The organism is Xanthomonas bonasiae (assembly GCF_017163705.1).
Lineage (GTDB): Bacteria > Pseudomonadota > Gammaproteobacteria > Xanthomonadales > Xanthomonadaceae > Xanthomonas_A > Xanthomonas_A bonasiae.
The window spans coordinates 51,548-67,034 of the sequence record NZ_JAFIWB010000027.1; the positions used below are offsets into that span (position 1 = coordinate 51,548).

The 15,487-nt window shown below is 65.6% G+C and carries 17 protein-coding genes; 7 read left to right on the plus strand and 10 right to left on the minus strand.

Annotated elements, in window-relative coordinates; genetic code table 11:
• From JR064_RS18995 to JR064_RS19015, 5 genes are all read left to right on the plus strand, one after another.
• Nucleotides 1-447, plus strand: a complete 447-nt coding sequence (locus tag JR064_RS18995) for a hypothetical protein (protein ID WP_241093172.1) — start codon at nt 1-3, stop codon at nt 445-447.
• 40 nt (nt 448-487) lie between these two features.
• On the plus strand, nt 488-1,057 hold the full coding sequence (locus tag JR064_RS19000) for a hypothetical protein (RefSeq protein WP_206230739.1): 570 nt from the start codon (nt 488-490) through the stop codon (nt 1,055-1,057).
• Between the two features lie 571 nt (nt 1,058-1,628).
• Nucleotides 1,629-1,949 carry a RebB family R body protein gene (locus JR064_RS19005; RefSeq protein WP_145702141.1) on the plus strand — a complete coding sequence of 107 codons (321 nt, stop codon included), beginning with the start codon at nt 1,629-1,631 and terminating at the stop codon, nt 1,947-1,949.
• An 86-nt stretch (nt 1,950-2,035) separates the two neighbouring features.
• Nucleotides 2,036-2,386, plus strand: a complete 351-nt coding sequence (locus JR064_RS19010; RefSeq protein WP_179566460.1) for a RebB family R body protein — start codon at nt 2,036-2,038, stop codon at nt 2,384-2,386.
• A 228-nt stretch (nt 2,387-2,614) separates the two neighbouring features.
• Nucleotides 2,615-3,475 carry a Crp/Fnr family transcriptional regulator gene (locus JR064_RS19015; RefSeq protein ID WP_206230740.1) on the plus strand — a complete coding sequence of 287 codons (861 nt, stop codon included), beginning with the start codon at nt 2,615-2,617 and terminating at the stop codon, nt 3,473-3,475.
• A gap of 166 nt (nt 3,476-3,641) precedes the next feature.
• Here the strand turns inward: JR064_RS19015 and JR064_RS19020 are convergent, their stop codons facing one another.
• The 4 genes from JR064_RS19020 to JR064_RS19035 form a co-directional block, all read right to left on the minus strand.
• Nucleotides 3,642-4,775 (minus strand): acyltransferase family protein, encoded by a 1,134-nt coding sequence (locus JR064_RS19020; RefSeq protein WP_206230741.1) that lies wholly within the window; start codon nt 4,773-4,775, stop codon nt 3,642-3,644.
• A 103-nt stretch (nt 4,776-4,878) separates the two neighbouring features.
• Nucleotides 4,879-5,619 (minus strand): LytR/AlgR family response regulator transcription factor, encoded by a 741-nt coding sequence (locus tag JR064_RS19025; protein WP_206230742.1) that lies wholly within the window; start codon nt 5,617-5,619, stop codon nt 4,879-4,881.
• The gene (locus tag JR064_RS19030) at nt 5,616-6,671 is read right to left on the minus strand and encodes a sensor histidine kinase (protein WP_206230743.1); all 1,056 of its coding nucleotides are present in this window, start codon (nt 6,669-6,671) and stop codon (nt 5,616-5,618) included. The genes JR064_RS19025 and JR064_RS19030 overlap by 4 nt, the downstream gene beginning before the upstream one ends.
• Before the next feature lie 341 nt (nt 6,672-7,012).
• The gene (locus JR064_RS19035) at nt 7,013-8,392 is read right to left on the minus strand and encodes an APC family permease (protein ID WP_206230744.1); all 1,380 of its coding nucleotides are present in this window, start codon (nt 8,390-8,392) and stop codon (nt 7,013-7,015) included.
• Between the two features lie 189 nt (nt 8,393-8,581).
• On the opposite strand from JR064_RS19035, the gene JR064_RS19040 reads away from it, so the two are divergent.
• Nucleotides 8,582-9,352: a LuxR family transcriptional regulator gene (locus JR064_RS19040; protein ID WP_206230745.1), complete on the plus strand. Its 771-nt coding sequence runs from the start codon at nt 8,582-8,584 to the stop codon at nt 9,350-9,352.
• Between the two features lie 157 nt (nt 9,353-9,509).
• Complete coding sequence (locus JR064_RS19045; protein ID WP_206230746.1) at nt 9,510-10,400, plus strand: proline iminopeptidase-family hydrolase; 891 nt, start codon at nt 9,510-9,512, stop codon at nt 10,398-10,400.
• Nucleotides 10,401-10,468: 68 nt separating this feature from the next.
• On the opposite strand, the gene JR064_RS19050 is transcribed toward JR064_RS19045, so the two are convergent.
• The 6 genes from JR064_RS19050 to JR064_RS19075 all read right to left on the minus strand — a co-directional run bounded on the left by JR064_RS19050 (nt 10,469) and on the right by JR064_RS19075 (nt 15,421).
• Nucleotides 10,469-10,858, minus strand: a complete 390-nt coding sequence (locus JR064_RS19050) for a hypothetical protein (protein ID WP_206230747.1) — start codon at nt 10,856-10,858, stop codon at nt 10,469-10,471.
• Nucleotides 10,859-10,923: 65 nt separating this feature from the next.
• On the minus strand, nt 10,924-11,418 hold the full coding sequence (locus JR064_RS19055) for a hypothetical protein (protein ID WP_206230748.1): 495 nt from the start codon (nt 11,416-11,418) through the stop codon (nt 10,924-10,926).
• 61 nt (nt 11,419-11,479) lie between these two features.
• Nucleotides 11,480-11,713, minus strand: coding sequence for a hypothetical protein (locus tag JR064_RS19060; protein WP_206230749.1), 234 nt, complete (start codon nt 11,711-11,713; stop codon nt 11,480-11,482).
• 67 nt (nt 11,714-11,780) lie between these two features.
• Entirely contained in the window at nt 11,781-12,188 is a 408-nt protein-coding gene (locus JR064_RS19065; protein ID WP_206230750.1) for a DUF2251 domain-containing protein, read from the minus strand.
• 54 nt (nt 12,189-12,242) lie between these two features.
• Complete coding sequence (locus JR064_RS19070; protein WP_206230751.1) at nt 12,243-14,987, minus strand: hypothetical protein; 2,745 nt, start codon at nt 14,985-14,987, stop codon at nt 12,243-12,245.
• Nucleotides 14,984-15,421 carry a hypothetical protein gene (locus JR064_RS19075; RefSeq protein WP_206230752.1) on the minus strand — a complete coding sequence of 146 codons (438 nt, stop codon included), beginning with the start codon at nt 15,419-15,421 and terminating at the stop codon, nt 14,984-14,986. Before JR064_RS19075 ends, JR064_RS19070 begins: the two co-directional genes overlap by 4 nt.
• Nucleotides 15,422-15,487: the final 66 nt, after the last annotated feature.

Consider the following 15,487-nt stretch of genomic DNA (forward strand, 5'->3'; position numbering starts at 1 on the left):
ATGGATCAGGCGGCTGCAGCGACACCGGCCAGCGACGCGCTCAACAGCAAGATCGTGCAGGCGGTGCGGCTCACCAATGCCGAAACGATGGCGTACGCGCCGTCGCAGATCGTGATCGGTTCGGACATGCTGATCAGCCAGGCGGCCGGCCTGGTCGCGCAGTCCGCGGCGGTCTATTTCGACGGCGTCAGCAAGATGGCGCTGGCCAGCCAGGGCGTGCTGATCAAGCAGATGACCGAGAACCTGGCAGAGAACAAGCTCGAGCAGGCCGCCGAGGATGCGCTGGGCGTGCTGGCGACCGATGTGCTGGTCGGTGCGGCCGCGGCGGTGGCGGCCGCGGCCGGCGCGCTGGAAGCGGAGTCGGCCAGTTTCGCCATCGACAAGATCGACCAGAGCATCGCCAAGTACGCCGACCTGATGCGCGGGCGCAAGTCGGCCAGCAGCTGAGCGCGCGCACCGCGCGAGACACCCGCCATCGGGAGCCACCATGCAGGACACCCCAGAATCCGAACTCGATCCGTTGTACGGCTTCGCCCAGCGCTGGCTGGGGCGCGAACTGAGCCCGATCGAACGCGTGCAGTTGCAGGCTTTCGCGCAGTCGGCCAATGCCGCGCAGAGCAAGCCGTCGGCCAAGGCGCGGGAGATGTCGAAATCGCTGATCGACGCGGAGCGCCAGCGCGTGGACGGCTTGATCGCGCAGATGATGCACGGCATGCAGGACGCCGCGCGCGGCGTCGAGCTGGCCGACGGCGCCAGCGGCCACGCGGTGCTCGATGCGGTCGCCGCCGCGCCGTCGCTGGACGCGTTGCGTCCGGGCCGGCTGCGCCCGCTGCAGAGCGGCGAGACCAGCGGCAACCAGCTGCTGGTGGCGCAGATCGCCGATCGCCTGGGCAACCTGGTGCGCAAGGAAGTGCAGGCCTGCTTCGATCGCGAGTTCGGCAACCTGGCGCAACAGATGCAGGCGGTGGTGGACGCGGCGCGCGCGGTCGGATTGGTCGATGCGCCGCCGTCGGCAGAGGCGGGTGAAAGTACCCCGGCAACGCCCGCTTCGGGCTGATCCATCCGAACGCGCATGGCCGTGCATGTCCGCTTCGTCGGCGGATGTGCGCGGCCGGGCGTGTTTGCGTACCTGCGGTGCGGTGGTGCGGTGGTGCGGCGGCGGCAATGCTGCGGTATGTGCTGCGTAATTCGTGCCGGATGCGCGTGCGCACATAGCTGCCGCAGCAGTGGCGATACGGCGATGGGACCGATCGATGATGCACAGGTCGGCATTGCATGGGCTACCGAATGCGATACCTCGGTAGCCGTCTGTGGGCCATCGCATGCGCCTGTAGTAGGTAGCCGCTGCCATGACGCCAAGCGCACGTGGCGATACCCGCCGTCGCGAGACAGGCGATGCAGCGGCAAGGGTGGCGGTACCGCAGGCCATGCAGTTCGCTCGCACTAGCGCCGCCGTCGCCGTCGCCGATCCGGCGCGACGGCGCAAGTGTTTGCCGGCGACCCTGCCGGCCTGCGCCAAACCCGGTGGAACAGCGAGACAAGTGCGGCGCCTGGTTTCACAGTCCGTGCACTGCGCCGTTTTCAGTGATCGTACGGCGTGGGCCGTACGCCAACCCAGGAGCGAACACATGGCATTTCCAACCGCCGTCAACGACCAGATCACCGATGCGGTCACCCAGTCCAACGTCAAGGTCATCGGCGAAGCGCCGGCCTTTGCGATGGCGTCGATCTACCAGAGCATGGCGCACTCGACCGGCATCCTGTTCGAGAACGCCGTCTCGGCGCAGCAGCAGCAGAACACGCTGGCGCAGGCCGCGGCCAACCAGGGCGTGATGCAGATCTACAGCCTGGATACCACCGCCGCCGCCGGCGCCACCGAGAAGGTCGCGCAGACCGGTGTCTCCGACAACCTCACCAGCCTGCTGACCGTGCTCAACGCGTTCAAGTAAGCGTCGGCCCGCTTGCCGTCGCCATAGCGCGGCGACGGTAGCGCGGGGCGCGAGTCTGCTATTCCTTTCCTATCGAGGAGCGTTTCATGGCTTATCCCACCGCAGTCAACAACCAGATCACCGATGCCGTCACCCAGTCCAACGTCAAGGTCATCGGCGAGGCGCCGGCCTTCGCCATGGGCTCGATCTACCAGAGCCTGGCCCATTCCAGCGGCATCCTGTACGAGAACGCGGTCGCTTCCCAGCAGCAGCAGAACACGCTGGCGCAGGCGGCCAACAACCAGGGCGTGATGCAGATCTACAGCCTGGACACCACCGCCGCGGCGGGGGCGTCGGAGAAGATCGCGCAGACCGGCGTGTCCGACAACCTCACCAGCCTGATGACCGTGCTGCAGGCGTTCAAGGGCGGCGGCGTCGCGGGTTTGAACAACCCCTGACGCCGGCGCGTCCAGGACGGCGCCACGACGCGGTCGCGCCGTTCCTTTGCCGGTCTCGTCCACTTCGGTCCGCAGGCGTGCGGATCGGAGCGGCGATGCCGCCGCGGCGCGTACCGCGCCGCCTTCCACCACGCCCTGCCCTCGACCGGTGCGCGCCTTGGCTGCCCGCCGCGGCAGGATGCGTTCGACGCCAGGCGTTGCGCAATGCGGCGCCTGAGAAGGGGGAGTATGGACTTTCCTGCAGTGGCCACCCTGGAGGCCTCAGACATCGTCGCTGCGGCCCATGTCGGCAACGACCTGCAAACGCCCGCGGCCCATACCGGCCATCGGACACTGCTGGAGCGCTCGATGCTGTTCCACGACCTGCCTGCCGCGTTGCTCGACCACCTGCTCGCACATGCCAGCGAATGCGATCTGGCGCCGGGCAGCGTGCTGTTCTTCAAGCACGACCCGAGCAGCTTCGTCGGCGTGGTGGTGCGCGGGCGCCTGTACAAGGTGCTGTACGGCGCGGACGGACAGGAACTGATCGTCGGCACCATCGAGCCGGGCGGCCTGGTGGACGAAGCCGCGCTGCTCGAGCCGCACGGGCGCAGCTTCACCGCGATCGCATTCGGCGCCAGCACCGTGCTCAAGCTGTCGCGCCGGCACTTCGCGCCCCTGATGGAATCGCCGTTGCTGCAGCAGCGCATCGAAGCGCTGCTGCGCGTGCGCCTGCGACAGGCCCTGGACAGCCTGGAAAGCATGTGCCTGCACCGGCTGGAAGTGCGCCTGGCGCGCTACGTACTGCGCCAGCTGGAGGTGCAGGAGTGGCAGCGCGGCGGCAGCTGCGCGATCGTGCTGCCGCCCAACCAGAGCATCCTGGCGGCGATGCTCAACGTCAGCCGCTCCAAGCTCAATGCCCAGCTGCAGCAATGGAAGCGCAACGGCCTGGTCAGCCGCCGCCGCAACCTGCTGCGCATCCACGACCTCGACGCGCTGTGCGCCAAGGCCTACCTGCACGCCAACGCACCGCTGCGCACGCTGGCCTGGCACGGCGAGGACGGACTGCGACCGGCGCCGTGCCTGCCGTTGCTTCCGTGCAGTGGCTAGCGCATCGCCGAATTCACAGTACCCCTGTAGGAGCGGCTTCAGCCGCGACAGGATGCCCCAGGAACAGGGATGGCAACCGCCCTGCGCAAGCAGGGTTACCTATTCTTCGGCACCCTCGCACCGCCCAGGAGAGCACCGGATAAGAAAAATCCCCGAGTAGGGTGCGTCATTTCGCAATATGACCCGAGCGCGCAGGCTTCTCCCTCATCCCGAAAGCAAGGCGCAATACGGCAAACCTCCGCAGGCACCCCTCGTAAAGCACAAGGCACGCGCCCATGCTGAGAAGCAGGATGGCGAAGTATTTCATCCACGGGCCCCACGCGCATTGGATGACGTAATAGCCGATCGCGACAATGATCGTCTGATGCATGATGTAGAACGGATAGCTGGCGTCCTTCGCCCAGGCAAGGACGCGGTTCGTGCGGGAGAGATAGCGGTAGCCGTAGCCGAGGAACACCATGAGCCATAGCCAGGTGAAGAGGTTGGAGCCGACCCTGTCGATCAGGGAGTCGTGCAGGATGATGCCCGTGGTGAACAGCGAGATCAGCAGGAAGAACGCCGCCAGTCCCATGACGAGCGACCATCGGCGGAAATCGGATAGCCACTTCCAGACGCCGGGCATGGAGGCCATGAAGTATCCGTACGCCGTCAGCAGCAAATAATGGTTGAAGATGTACCAATCGCTGACGAGATTGTGCGTCTCCGGGAACCGCAGCTTCAGCAGGGCTTCGTTGATGCCCAGCGGGATCCCCAACAGGAAAAGCCATTTTCCCGGCGCAATGTGTTTTGCGGTTCGCTTCCACCACAGCATTGCGGGGAGCAGCAACACCACGTACACGTACAGGTAAAGAATGAACCACAGGTGGTGCCAGCTGAAATCGCCGGCCGGATAGAAATGGAATTGCAGAACGCGCGTCAGGTAGAAATCCAGATACCCGCCAGTCCATTGTCCATGCAGCAGCCGCTCGTAGTAGATCTGCGGCGGGACGACCAGGAACATGCCGACGATCAGGGGCAGCAGCAGTTTTTGCGTCCGTTCTCGCAGGAACAGCCCGGTACTGCGCCGCTGCAGCGCGAACCACATGCCGGCCCCGGCAATGACGAACAGCAGCGGCATGCGCAAACGATGGGCGATATCCATCGGCCACTCGAGAGAGGGAATGGTCTGGCTGTTGACGACATGCCAGCCCCAGCCGACGAAGATCATCCCCGTATGGAAGAAGAACAGCACGAAGATGGCGATGACGCGTAACCAGTCCAGGAAGTCGTAGCGTTCCTGCGGTTGTGTGGTGGCAAGCATCGGTTGGGTCTCCCGTATCCGCGATATCGGGGAGCCTGAGCGATCGGCAGCTGGCCGGCAGCGGATTTGGGGTGGGCGGAGGCCGGCCGTGGCAAAGCGGACGCTACCAGCCCATGCGCGCGAACAAGGCGTCGCGATACCGTCGGCTGAGCCGCAGGGTGCGGCCGTTGCGGAGATGGAGTTCGTAGTCGCCCTTGAACAGCGGCGTGAGCGATCCGATGCAGGCGACGTTCGCCGCGGCCGACCGATGGATGCGGACGAAGCGCTGTTCGCCCAGCTGCGCCAGCAGATCCTGCAGGGTCCTGCGCATCAGGTAGGTACGCGCGGCGGTATGCACATGCACGTAGTTGTCGTCGGCTTCCAGCCACTCGATCGATGCGGTTTCGATCAGGTGCAGCCGTTCGCCATCGGGCACGAGCAGGCGCTCGCACTCCGGGGCGCGTGCCCGCCCGATCGCGACCGCCGCCGCACCGGACTCGTGCGCGTCCAGCCGCTCGCGCACGCGTTGCACGGTGCGCGCGAGCCGATCCCGGTCGTAGGGCTTGAGCAGGTAGTCGATCGCGTTGAGGTCGAACGCCTTTACGGCATGCGCATCGAAGGCGGTCACGAACACGATCAGCGGCGCGCTCGAGGGGTCGAGCTGCGCCGCGACCTGCAGTCCCGACAGCGTCGGCATACGCACATCCAGAAACGCCACGTGCGGCCGGAGTTGCCTGATGCAGTGCGCCGCCGACAATCCGTCCCCGGCCGACCCGACCACGGCGATGCCCGGTTGCTCCGCCAGCCAGCGTTCGAGCTTCTCGCGCGCGGGCGCCTCGTCGTCGGCGATCACGGCGCGGATCATCGCGTGGCCTCCGCCAGCGGGATCGAGACGCGCGCGGCGACACCGCCACCTTCGTTGCGGACGACCAGGGACGCAGCATCGCCATAAATGATGCCTAGCCGCTCCCGGCAGTTGCGCAATCCCAACCCGTCATGCATCTCCAGCGCCGGCAGCATGGAACCAGAATTGCGCACTTCGATTTCCAGCGAGCCGCCTTCATGCCGCGCACTGATCGTGATGTCCACGCACGACAGCGTCGGCTCGACGGCGTGTTTGAACGCATTCTCCAGCAAGGGTTGCAGCAGGAGTGCGGGAACGCTGGCATCGAGCAGTGCGGCATCGACCCGCCACGTCAGGGTCACCCGATCCCGGAACCGTTCGCGCATGATGTCCGCGTATAGCTCGAGCGTGCGCAGCTCCACAGCGAGCGGCGTCATCGCGTTCTCGACTGTCCCAAGGCTGGTGCGCAGCAGGTCGCCGAGTGCCGCCAACAGACGGTCGGCCCGCGCCACGTCCATATGCATCACCGAAGAGACGGTATTGAGTGCGTTGAACAGGAAGTGCGGCCGCAGCTGACCCTGAAGGTGCGCCAGCTGCGCCTCGGCCAGCGCCTTCTGCGTTTGCAGCAAGCGATTGCGCTGCAGTTGCCACTGGTCATTGGACTCGAGTCCAAACAGGATCCCCAGCCATAGGCCAACGAACACGCTCAGCTTGGCGTTCTCGTACACGAACAGGTAGCGCCAGCTCGGGTGCGCGTAGGTGAGGCCCACTGCGGCATAGACACCATGCCGTATCGCATACACCGCCACGATGAAGGTGACGGCGACCACCGGCAACCAGCGCAGGTAGCGGCCGAACCAGGTCAGGGGCTTGTCCAGATCGGGAGCATAACGTCCGCGCACCCGGGCGGCGAGCCACATCCAGCCGGTTGCAACCAGTGCGGAACTTCCTTCCCATAGCACCGGTTCCCACCAGCGGGTGAGCGGATTGCGTAGGCCCTCCTGCACGGACACGCCGATCATGAGCAGACAAAACGCCGTCCACAACACGATCAACGCTTTCGGAGTGGACATCGCACCGCTGGCCGCGAGCGCGCCTGCCTGTGGTGGGCGAGATGGCGGGTTCATGATGGGCAAGTGTACCCACGGCAATGCAGGTGGGCGTGGCTTGTGGGGCAAGCGGGACCTACGAGGGGCGAATGGGCCGATAGCAGGGACAAGCCCCGCCAACGCCGAGCGATCCGTATCCGGCTTCGCCGCTTGCGCGCTGTTCGGGTACGCGGTCTACGGCATCACGGTGTGCGCGAGTGCTTTGTCGCGGCCGGTCCTGTGCTGGCAGTTGACCGCATCGCCGTGCGGATCGGCATCGGCTTGGGTATGGCCAAGCCGGTTATGCCGGATCGCTCCTCAGGGGGCTAGTCCAACGCCTCGCCAGCCGGAACACGCAGCGCGCGGCCACGCAGCTTCAAACCGATCGCCACGCAGCAGCCCAGCGCCAGCCAGGCCAGGCCGCCGTACTTGGCGTAGCGGTCGGCGCTGTACAGCACGTAGGCCAGGATCACGAAGCCCACCAGCGGCACCAGCCCGTGCAGCACGAACCGACCCTGGCGGCGGAAATGCCAGGCCACCGCCACGTGCAGCAGCAGGAAGGCGAACAGCGCGCCGAAGTTGCACACGGAGGTCAGCAGCGCGATCTTGCCCAGGAACGCCAGCCCCAGCACCAGGCTCAGCGCGGCCACCAGCACGATCGCGCGCTGCGGCACCCGCGTGACCGGATGGATGCTGCGCAGGAAACGCGGCAACTGGCCGTCGCGCGCCATCGCGAACAGCAGCCGCGACGTGGCCGCCTGCGCCACCAGCGAATTGGCCACCGCGGCGCTGATCGCCAGGGTCAGCGCGATGACGATCTGCAGCCAGGGGCCGGCCACCAGCCGGCCCACTTCGAAGAAGGCGTTGTTGGAGGCCGCCTCGTCGGGGAAACGCACCAGGTCCGGCAGCAGCAGCGCCGCCAGCCAGGTCTGCAGCACGAACAGCGCGGCCACCAGCGCCAGCGACAGCAGCGTGGCCTGGCCCACCGCCCGCGCGCCGCCGCGGCTTTCCTCGGCCAGGGTGGAGATGGCGTCGAAGCCCAGGAACGACATCACCGCCACCGACAGCGCGCTGAAGATCATCGGCACCGAAAACACCGCGGGGTTGTAGAACGGCCGCAGGTTCCAGCTGGCGCCGTTGTTGCCGCGCTGGATCGCCACCACCGCCAGCACCACGAACAGCGCCAGCACCACCAGCTGCGCATACAGGAACAGCCGGTTGGCATGGGCGGTGACCTGGATCCCGCGCAGGTTGATGACCGTGTTGAGCACCACGAAGAACACGATCCACACCTGCTGCGACAGCGCCGGGACCACCGCGGCCATCGCGTTGGCACCGACCACGTACAGCAGCGTGGGGATCAGCATGTAGTCCAGCAGGATCGCCCAGCCGGCCAGGAACCCCAGCGAGCCGTTCAGGCCACGCCCCACGTAGGCATAGACCGAACCGGCCACCGGGAACGCCTGCGACATCTGCTGGTAGCTGGAGGCGGTGAACAGCATCGCCACGAAGCCCAGCAGATAGGTCAGCGGCACCATGCCGTGGCTGATGTCGAAGACGCCGCCGAAGATCGAGAACGGCGCGGTCGGCACCATGAACACCAGCCCGTAGATCAGCAGGTCCTTCATGTCCAGGCGGCGCTGCAGTTCCTGGGTGTAGCCCAGGCCTTCCAGGGTGTTGGCGTCCGTGGGGCGGGTGTCGGTCATGGGGAGCCACGCTGGCGGGAGAGGGGAGGGCGGCGCAACGGATTGTCCGCCAGCGCGGGGGCTGGCAGCGGAGCGGATCGGCGACCTTCGACCTTAGGCGCCGCCGTCGGCTCCGATCCAGTGGCAAAAATGCTAGGTTTCGATCTGCCGTCGCGCCGACGACGGCGCCCCTCTCCCCGGACGATGGCCATGCGCGACGACCTGGCCCTGCTGGACGCCGACCTGCAAGGATTGCCGACCCTGGACGCCTGCCTGGACCGCGTCCTGGATGCCGCGCGCGCGCTCGGCGTGCGCGCGCTGGTCTACGACTACGCACCGGTGCCGCTGGGCCTGGACGGGGAACTGATCACGCCCTCGGTCTTCGTCCAGCGCAATGCGCCGGCCGACATGCAGCAGGTGTGGTGCGAACACGGCTACTACCAGCACGACCCGGTGCAGCAGCGGGCCTGCCGCCGCAGCGCGCCGTTCCTGTGGTCGTACCGGCCACTGCCGCCGGGTCCGCGCCGCGAATACCTGGGCGACCTGCACCGCCCGGTCACCCGCTACCTGTGCGAGCGCGGCATGGGCGCCGGCCTGACCGTGCCGCTGCACCTGCCCGGCGGCGCGCTGGCCACCTTCACCGGCGTGGTCGATGGCGACCTGCCGCCGGAGACCGCGCTGCAGCAGGCCGAGCGCAGCCAGGGCGCGTTCCTGCTGCTGGCGCATGCCTTCCAGGCGCGCGCCCAGGACCTGCTCGACGCCCGCCAGCGCCGCTGTGCGCAGATCGTGCTGACCCGGCGCGAACGCGAATGCCTGCAGCACTCCGCGCGCGGCCTCACCGCCAAGGCCATCGCCGCCGCGCTCAACCGCTCGGTGGCCACCGTCAACCTGCATCTGAATTCGGCGGCGCGCAAGCTGGGCGCCCGCAATCGGGTGGATGCGGTGGTGCGCGGCCTGCACTACCGGCTGCTGGAGCCTTAGGCGCCGGGGTTGCGTTTCCCGCTGCATGCCGCGGCGGCCTGCGTGCGCGCAGCGGGCACAGGTCGGTCGCGAGCGGCGAAAACCTCGCATTTCTGCCAGTGCCGCGCATGCCGGCGACCGGCTAGGCTGCGGCTCCGCACGCAGCGAAGAGCACGCCATGCAGGTTCGAGAGGGCTACGCCGACTTCCAGGGGCACCGCACCTGGTACCGCGTCACCGGCGCGCTGGACAGCGGCCGGCTGCCGCTGGTGGTCGTCCACGGCGGCCCGGGCTGCACCCACGACTACGTGGACAGCTTCAAGGACCTGGCGGCCGGCGGCCGCGCGGTGGTGCATTACGACCAGCTGGGCAATGGCCGCTCCACCCATCTGCCCGAGGCCGATCCCGGCTTCTGGACCGTGCAGCTGTTCCTGGCCGAACTGGACAACCTGCTGCGCCACCTGCGCATCGCCGACTACGCGCTGCTCGGCCAGTCCTGGGGCGGCATGCTCGGCGCCGAGCATGCGGTGCGCCGTCCGGCCGGGTTGCGTGCGCTGGTCATCGCCAACTCGCCGGCCTCGATGCCGTTGTGGCGTGCCGCCGCGCTGCGCCTGCGTGCCGCACTGCCCGAGCCGGTGCGCGCCGCCCTGGACCGCCACGAGGCCGACGGCGACCTCGACCATCCCGACTACCGCGCCGCCTCCGACGTGTTCTACGCGCGCCACGTGTGCCGCGTGCAGCCGATGCCGGAAGCGGTGGCGCGCACCTTCGCCGCGATCGAGGCCGATCCGACCGTCTACCATGCGATGAACGGCCCCACCGAGTTCCACGTCATCGGCAGCCTGCGCGAGTGGAGCATCGTCGAGCGCCTGCCGGCGATCGACGTGCCGACCCTGCTGCTGTCCGGCCGCCACGACGAAGCCACGCCGGAGACCGTGCAGCCCTACGCCGACATGATCCCGGAGGCGCGCTGGCACCTGTTCGAGCACTCCAGCCATATGCCGCATGTGGAAGAGCGGGAGGCTTGCATGCAGGTGGTGGGGGCGTTCCTGGCCGAGCACGATCGGTAGGGCGTGAACCCAGCGGGTCGTTCGGTGTCGGGTGGAGGCGGTAGCCGATGCTGGCGTGAGGAAGAAGGCTAATCGCTGGCGACGAAACTGGAAAATGTCCATTTCCCGTCGATGAGTTTGAAGCCGGCACGGTAATTACTACCGGCGTGTGGAGGGCACTCCACGTAGTCGGTCGCAAGACGCTGGCAATGGCCGGCGGTGCTTTGCGCCAAATGGCGAAGGTACGCGGGCTCCCGGGTCCAGAGCGCGATCGCCTCGTCGGGTCCTCCATCTCCGCCGAAGCTCGAAACAAAGTCGGGCGACATGGACTTGCGCAGCGTTTCCGGCGCTCCGGAGGCGGCAGCGCCATGCACGGCAGCGACCAAGCGAGTCGCCGCCTGGGGAACCTTGGTCTTGCCGGCCTGGGCTGCAGCGTCACCACAGCCAAGCATCAGGAGCACTGCGATCGCGCGATGCATGGTTGGACACCTGAGTTCTGCCTTGCCGCCAATCGGCTTCGGCGTGGATGCATTGCTGGGAGCACTTAGAGCTGTTGCCATGACAACAACGCCCTGTCGGATTTCACCTCGAGCGTGAAGCCAAAGGGGAAGGCCGGGCTTGCCTCCTTGTCCACTTCGAACTCCACGCTACCCGGAGCGGGGCGGCTGGTGGTGAACTGCCCGGCACCGAGAATGCGCGAAGCCTCATTTGCCTGGATGGGCGACCAGTAGTTCGACGTGGCAAGCATCAGCGCTGCAACCGCTGTGCGAGTATCTGTGGACTCGGGAAAGGACACCTTGACGCTGCTGCCAAGATCCATGCATCCAGCATGCGAAATTTGCACCGTCCTGCCTGAGGCATCCTTCCAGGCAACGCGGTGGTTGTTTGCATCCAGAACGCCGCCAGGATTGGCTTTCGCTTTGGAGACCAGCTCCTGCAAGACGGCTGCCTGGTCGAAATCACAGGTGTCGCCCGCCGATGCTTTCGCGGCGGGGATCAGCAGCGTGATGAGCAATGCTGAGGTTGCGATATGGTTCATGGGCACCGGATGCATGGTTGAGCCGCGCCGCAAGGCGGCTGCGGCTTGAGTGGCTGGGTCGTCAGTCGAGGCCTGCCCCTAACAGCCTGCCAATACGTCTGGATGTGACCACCATGATGATGCCGATAAACAGGTACCAACCATCGACCGCAAAGAGATGCGCCGTCGTGGTTCTGGTGGGCAGGCCTGCAAGCTTCTCAACGCCATAGACGATAAAGCTAAGTACCATCAAGCCAGCTAGGCCGGCGCCAACGATCCTGATCAGCAGGGTGGCTAATTTTTGATGCTCGGTCATCTCTCGCTCCATGACAGCCAGGCTGCAATTCGACTATGGCGTCCTGCTATATGGCTTTGTGTGCGCATCACGCAAACAACTGCACAGCGTCATCGCTCCACTCGTGACCGTGCAGCGCCCAAGGAGTGCGTTCCGACGGCGGCGGGAACCCGGTACGGCAATAGCCGCGCTTGGCTTCGAAATCGAAGATCGCATGCGGATAGCCGTTGATCAGCAGCACGACCTTTTTGCTGTCCTGGGACCAGCCGATCTTCACTTCGGAAGGCGTCTCTTTGTCGGCGACGTCGGCAGCGTTGTAGATGTGTAGCGCGTCCTGGATAGGGTTGTCATCCGCGGACGGGTCGAGCGCATAGAAATAGCCGGTGTCGCCGTCGTCCTCGAAGACGGCGACGAACGGCTCTTCGGGCGCTTGCGCCTCGACGACCAGGGCGGTGCCGACGATCAACTCGCTTTCGGCGGTGAGGGTGATTGGCATGTTCGTTCGCTCATGGTGGACAGTGTGCACCGCTGCTCGGCACCTGTCTGGTAGTTAGACCACCGGTCCTCCACGACCGAGGCCGTCTTGATTTCGCTGCGTCGCTTCCTGCGCAAGCTGCTGTTCTTGGTGCTTGTTGAACGCCAGCGATTGCTGCGACGTTTCTTGCAGTGAGGGGGCGGGTTCACTGGTGTTGACCGAAGCCCTGAATCCCGGCGTGGTCCCCGTCACCCATAACGTGTCCCCTGCCAGTCGAACGCCATCGATCTTGCTGGCGTCTGTCATGCCCTCCTTCTTGCTCAGCAGCATGGCATGCGCCACATGATCGTCAGAGATCTCGAGCGGGGTGCCACCTCTAAGCTTCGCGAAGATCGCCTGATCGTTCGGTGGCAGTTGTCCGAGGGTCGAGGCCTTTTCGTCGCCTTGCCCGGCCGCCACTGCGGTACTGGCAGCGCCCGCGACCGGTGAATCATCTTTCGACAGGGACGCGTGCGGCGCACGCTCTGGTGGCTTGGCTTCGCTCTGGGGTGCCTGGCCTTGGCCCTGCAGCGCCGGCCGCTCCGCGTGCTTGATCTCTTCCGCGGTAGTGATCGCTTTGGGTACCATCCTGCTTTCGGACAGGAAGCTGTCGCGGCCATCGTCCATCATCGTCACGATCGCGCTGTTCGGCCCTGGACGGCCGGTCTTCGGATCGGGCTGCAGCATCAGGGAATACGGCTTGCCGGCATCCAGGCCCTCACGGGTGTGGGTGTGAGCGACGGCGGCCGTGGCGGCGTCGATCTCCGCTTCGGTACGCGCGATACCGGCACCGGCATAGGCCGCGGCCACCATGCCCCGCATCGGCATGGCTTTCGGCAGGGTCGGATTGGCCAGCGCTTCCGCCGCCATGGCGGAGTACTCCTGCAAGCCGGCCTGCTGGCTTCGGTGCACCTCGTTCAATTCGTCGCGGACATTGCCCTGGGCCTGGTTGGTACCGTAGATCATGCCCGGCGTGCTCCACTCGCCATTGGCGCCACGCGTGTAGGTGTGGCCATCGGACGCCTTCAGCGTTTCTGTCTGCGTGCTGGCGTCTTTCACGGCGGCGGGTACTTCGCCGTGTTGATGCCAGACGAATTGGTTGTAGGCCACCTGGTAGCGGCCGGCGATCGCAGCCGGCGTGTTGGCCGCGTTCTGGGCGATGATCAATTTCGAGGCCTGGTCCAGTTCGGCCGCCCGCTGTGGCGTGGCGGTCTCGGCATGGGTGACCTTCATGCCGTGCTCGATGTATTGATCGACGACCGTGCGAGACCAGGCATGGGTCTGCGGGTCGCGGGTCCAGTTTCCTTCCCCGTCCAGGCTCCGGGCCTCGCCTTTGCCGGAGGGGATCGAATAGGGGTTCTGCGGTTCCGACAGGTTCGCCAACCCCAATTCGTAGGACGCGTTGGCGGATTTGTAGTTCAGTTGGTTCGCCAGCACGTCTCCGGCAACGTACCTGACCTTGCTGTAGGTCGGGGCGCCGCTTTCCGGCGATGCGGTCGTGGTGGCCTTGACCTGTTGCGTTTCCGCCACCCGCGACCAGGTGCCTTTCGGGTCGCTGGGATCGCGGCTCCATTCGTTGCCGTCCCGGTCCTTCTGGGTGAAGACCCGGTCGATGTCCTTTTGCTGAGCCCACTTTTCTCCGAGGAATGCTCCGCCGACGCCGCCCACCACGCCACCGATCCCCGAGGTGACCAGGGCTCCTGGACCGCTCGGGGAGCCTCCCGCCAGCCCATAGCCGGCACCAGCCAGAAAGCCGACGGCGATACCGCCACCAATGCCGCCGACATTGCGGCCGATGAAATGGGTCTTTGCCGACTCGGCGCCTGTCGTATTGCCCTGCGCTTCCAGCTTCACCACTTGGTGGCCGGTGGTGGTGAAGTCGTATGCCAACGCGGCCACCGCCACCACGGTCCCGCCTTTCGCCAGCATGCCGGGGCGCAAGCCCTTGGATGCCGCCACCGCTTCACCTGTGATGGCGGCTTCTCCTACCGCCGCAGTAGGCGCGCTGAATCCGGTAGGCGCACGGGTCAGGCCCGCATTTGCGAGTTCAGTGGCAGGGGGGAACTTGGCGGCATCTGCGCCGAGGGTTGCAGCTGCTTCCTGCGAGAGCGAGACCTTGGTGACCTTCGGTCCCACGTTGTCGGGCGACACAAAAATGCCCTTGGGCACCGCCTCGATGAACTGCGCCTGCACCTTGGGCAACACGGCATCGGCGCCACCCTGGGCATAGAGCGCTTTCAGCTCGCTGACCGGTTGCCCGCCCAGAGTCCTGACATTGGGGTTCTCCAACACGGCAGGCAGCTCCACCTTGCCGAAAACACGCTCGATGTTGGCATTGGTGGCGACCACCTTGATGTCGCCGCGCAGCGAGCCTGCGAATTCGTTGGAGGCTTCGCCCCAAAGGGAGCCTTCCAACGAAGTGGCGCTCTTGGCGACAGCCTTGGGATTGCCATACAGAAAGTCTTCAGTAGAAAGCTTGGCCTGATCAAGGCCTTGGCCCTGTCCTTTGAATATGCGCGTTGCCGCGTCTTTGATGGCTGCTAATGCTTCCTTATCGCCAAGAAATTGTGCCCGTGGCGTGTTGTTGATGATGGGCTCGCCAGTCTTGCTTGCAAGTTCCTTGGCGATCACCTCAGACGATACGTCGCCGACCGGGCGGCTATAGAGAATGCCTCCTTCGCCTATGGCTTTGGCGGGGTATTGACGCGCGATCGCCTGGATTTCCTCAAGCGACTGGGCTTTTCTGATTTGCTCGATCTGTTTGGAATAGTCGTCGCTCATGCCGCGGCCCCGTCATCCATGACTAGAATCCATCCATCCCTGAAGATAACCTGGCCCATGAAATGGGCATCCGGATACTCGGTTAGAACGGATGGCCTATTCGGATAATGGGTGCCGGCAGCGATCAGTTGCGCTATCAGCGTCTGAATGGTGTTTGCTTCTGCTGCCGTGAAGACCCGACATGTCCTCCCTTGCATCGGCATTCCTATGTCGCCGTCGCGGCCATAGCCAAATGAGACTATTTCTATGTTGTAGTCATTGCCGTTGGGCAGAAATGCGTCTCGAATTTCACCGAAGTACTCTTCGCCACCAACCTCGACGGCGAACGTCTCATGGCCCTGTTCATCCATGATGCCGCGCACACCGCCCGAAAATCTGGCGCGCCCCTCCGGAAATTGCAGCCAATCGAAGGTGGAGTGGTTGGATAAGTCCATGTCTAGTGTTCCATGTTGGATCATCGGAAATTGCAACGTTGCGCGCGGGCTTCAAGTTATCGGTCC

Bases quoted from the DNA above. Each gene is read 5' to 3' on its own strand.
- JR064_RS18995 (WP_241093172.1), top strand. From the start codon at position 1: ATGGATCAGGCGGCTGCAGCGACACCGGCCAGCGACGCGCTCAACAGC.
- JR064_RS19000 (WP_206230739.1), top strand. From the start codon at position 488: ATGCAGGACACCCCAGAATCCGAACTCGATCCGTTGTACGGCTTCGCC.
- JR064_RS19005 (WP_145702141.1), top strand. From the start codon at position 1,629: ATGGCATTTCCAACCGCCGTCAACGACCAGATCACCGATGCGGTCACC.
- JR064_RS19010 (WP_179566460.1), top strand. From the start codon at position 2,036: ATGGCTTATCCCACCGCAGTCAACAACCAGATCACCGATGCCGTCACC.
- JR064_RS19015 (WP_206230740.1), top strand. From the start codon at position 2,615: ATGGACTTTCCTGCAGTGGCCACCCTGGAGGCCTCAGACATCGTCGCT.
- JR064_RS19020 (WP_206230741.1), bottom strand. From the start codon at position 4,775: ATGCTTGCCACCACACAACCGCAGGAACGCTACGACTTCCTGGACTGG.
- JR064_RS19025 (WP_206230742.1), bottom strand. From the start codon at position 5,619: ATGATCCGCGCCGTGATCGCCGACGACGAGGCGCCCGCGCGCGAGAAG.
- JR064_RS19030 (WP_206230743.1), bottom strand. From the start codon at position 6,671: ATGTCCACTCCGAAAGCGTTGATCGTGTTGTGGACGGCGTTTTGTCTG.
- JR064_RS19035 (WP_206230744.1), bottom strand. From the start codon at position 8,392: ATGACCGACACCCGCCCCACGGACGCCAACACCCTGGAAGGCCTGGGC.
- JR064_RS19040 (WP_206230745.1), top strand. From the start codon at position 8,582: ATGCGCGACGACCTGGCCCTGCTGGACGCCGACCTGCAAGGATTGCCG.
- JR064_RS19045 (WP_206230746.1), top strand. From the start codon at position 9,510: ATGCAGGTTCGAGAGGGCTACGCCGACTTCCAGGGGCACCGCACCTGG.
- JR064_RS19050 (WP_206230747.1), bottom strand. From the start codon at position 10,858: ATGCATCGCGCGATCGCAGTGCTCCTGATGCTTGGCTGTGGTGACGCT.
- JR064_RS19055 (WP_206230748.1), bottom strand. From the start codon at position 11,418: ATGAACCATATCGCAACCTCAGCATTGCTCATCACGCTGCTGATCCCC.
- JR064_RS19060 (WP_206230749.1), bottom strand. From the start codon at position 11,713: ATGACCGAGCATCAAAAATTAGCCACCCTGCTGATCAGGATCGTTGGC.
- JR064_RS19065 (WP_206230750.1), bottom strand. From the start codon at position 12,188: ATGCCAATCACCCTCACCGCCGAAAGCGAGTTGATCGTCGGCACCGCC.
- JR064_RS19070 (WP_206230751.1), bottom strand. From the start codon at position 14,987: ATGAGCGACGACTATTCCAAACAGATCGAGCAAATCAGAAAAGCCCAG.
- JR064_RS19075 (WP_206230752.1), bottom strand. From the start codon at position 15,421: ATGGACTTATCCAACCACTCCACCTTCGATTGGCTGCAATTTCCGGAG.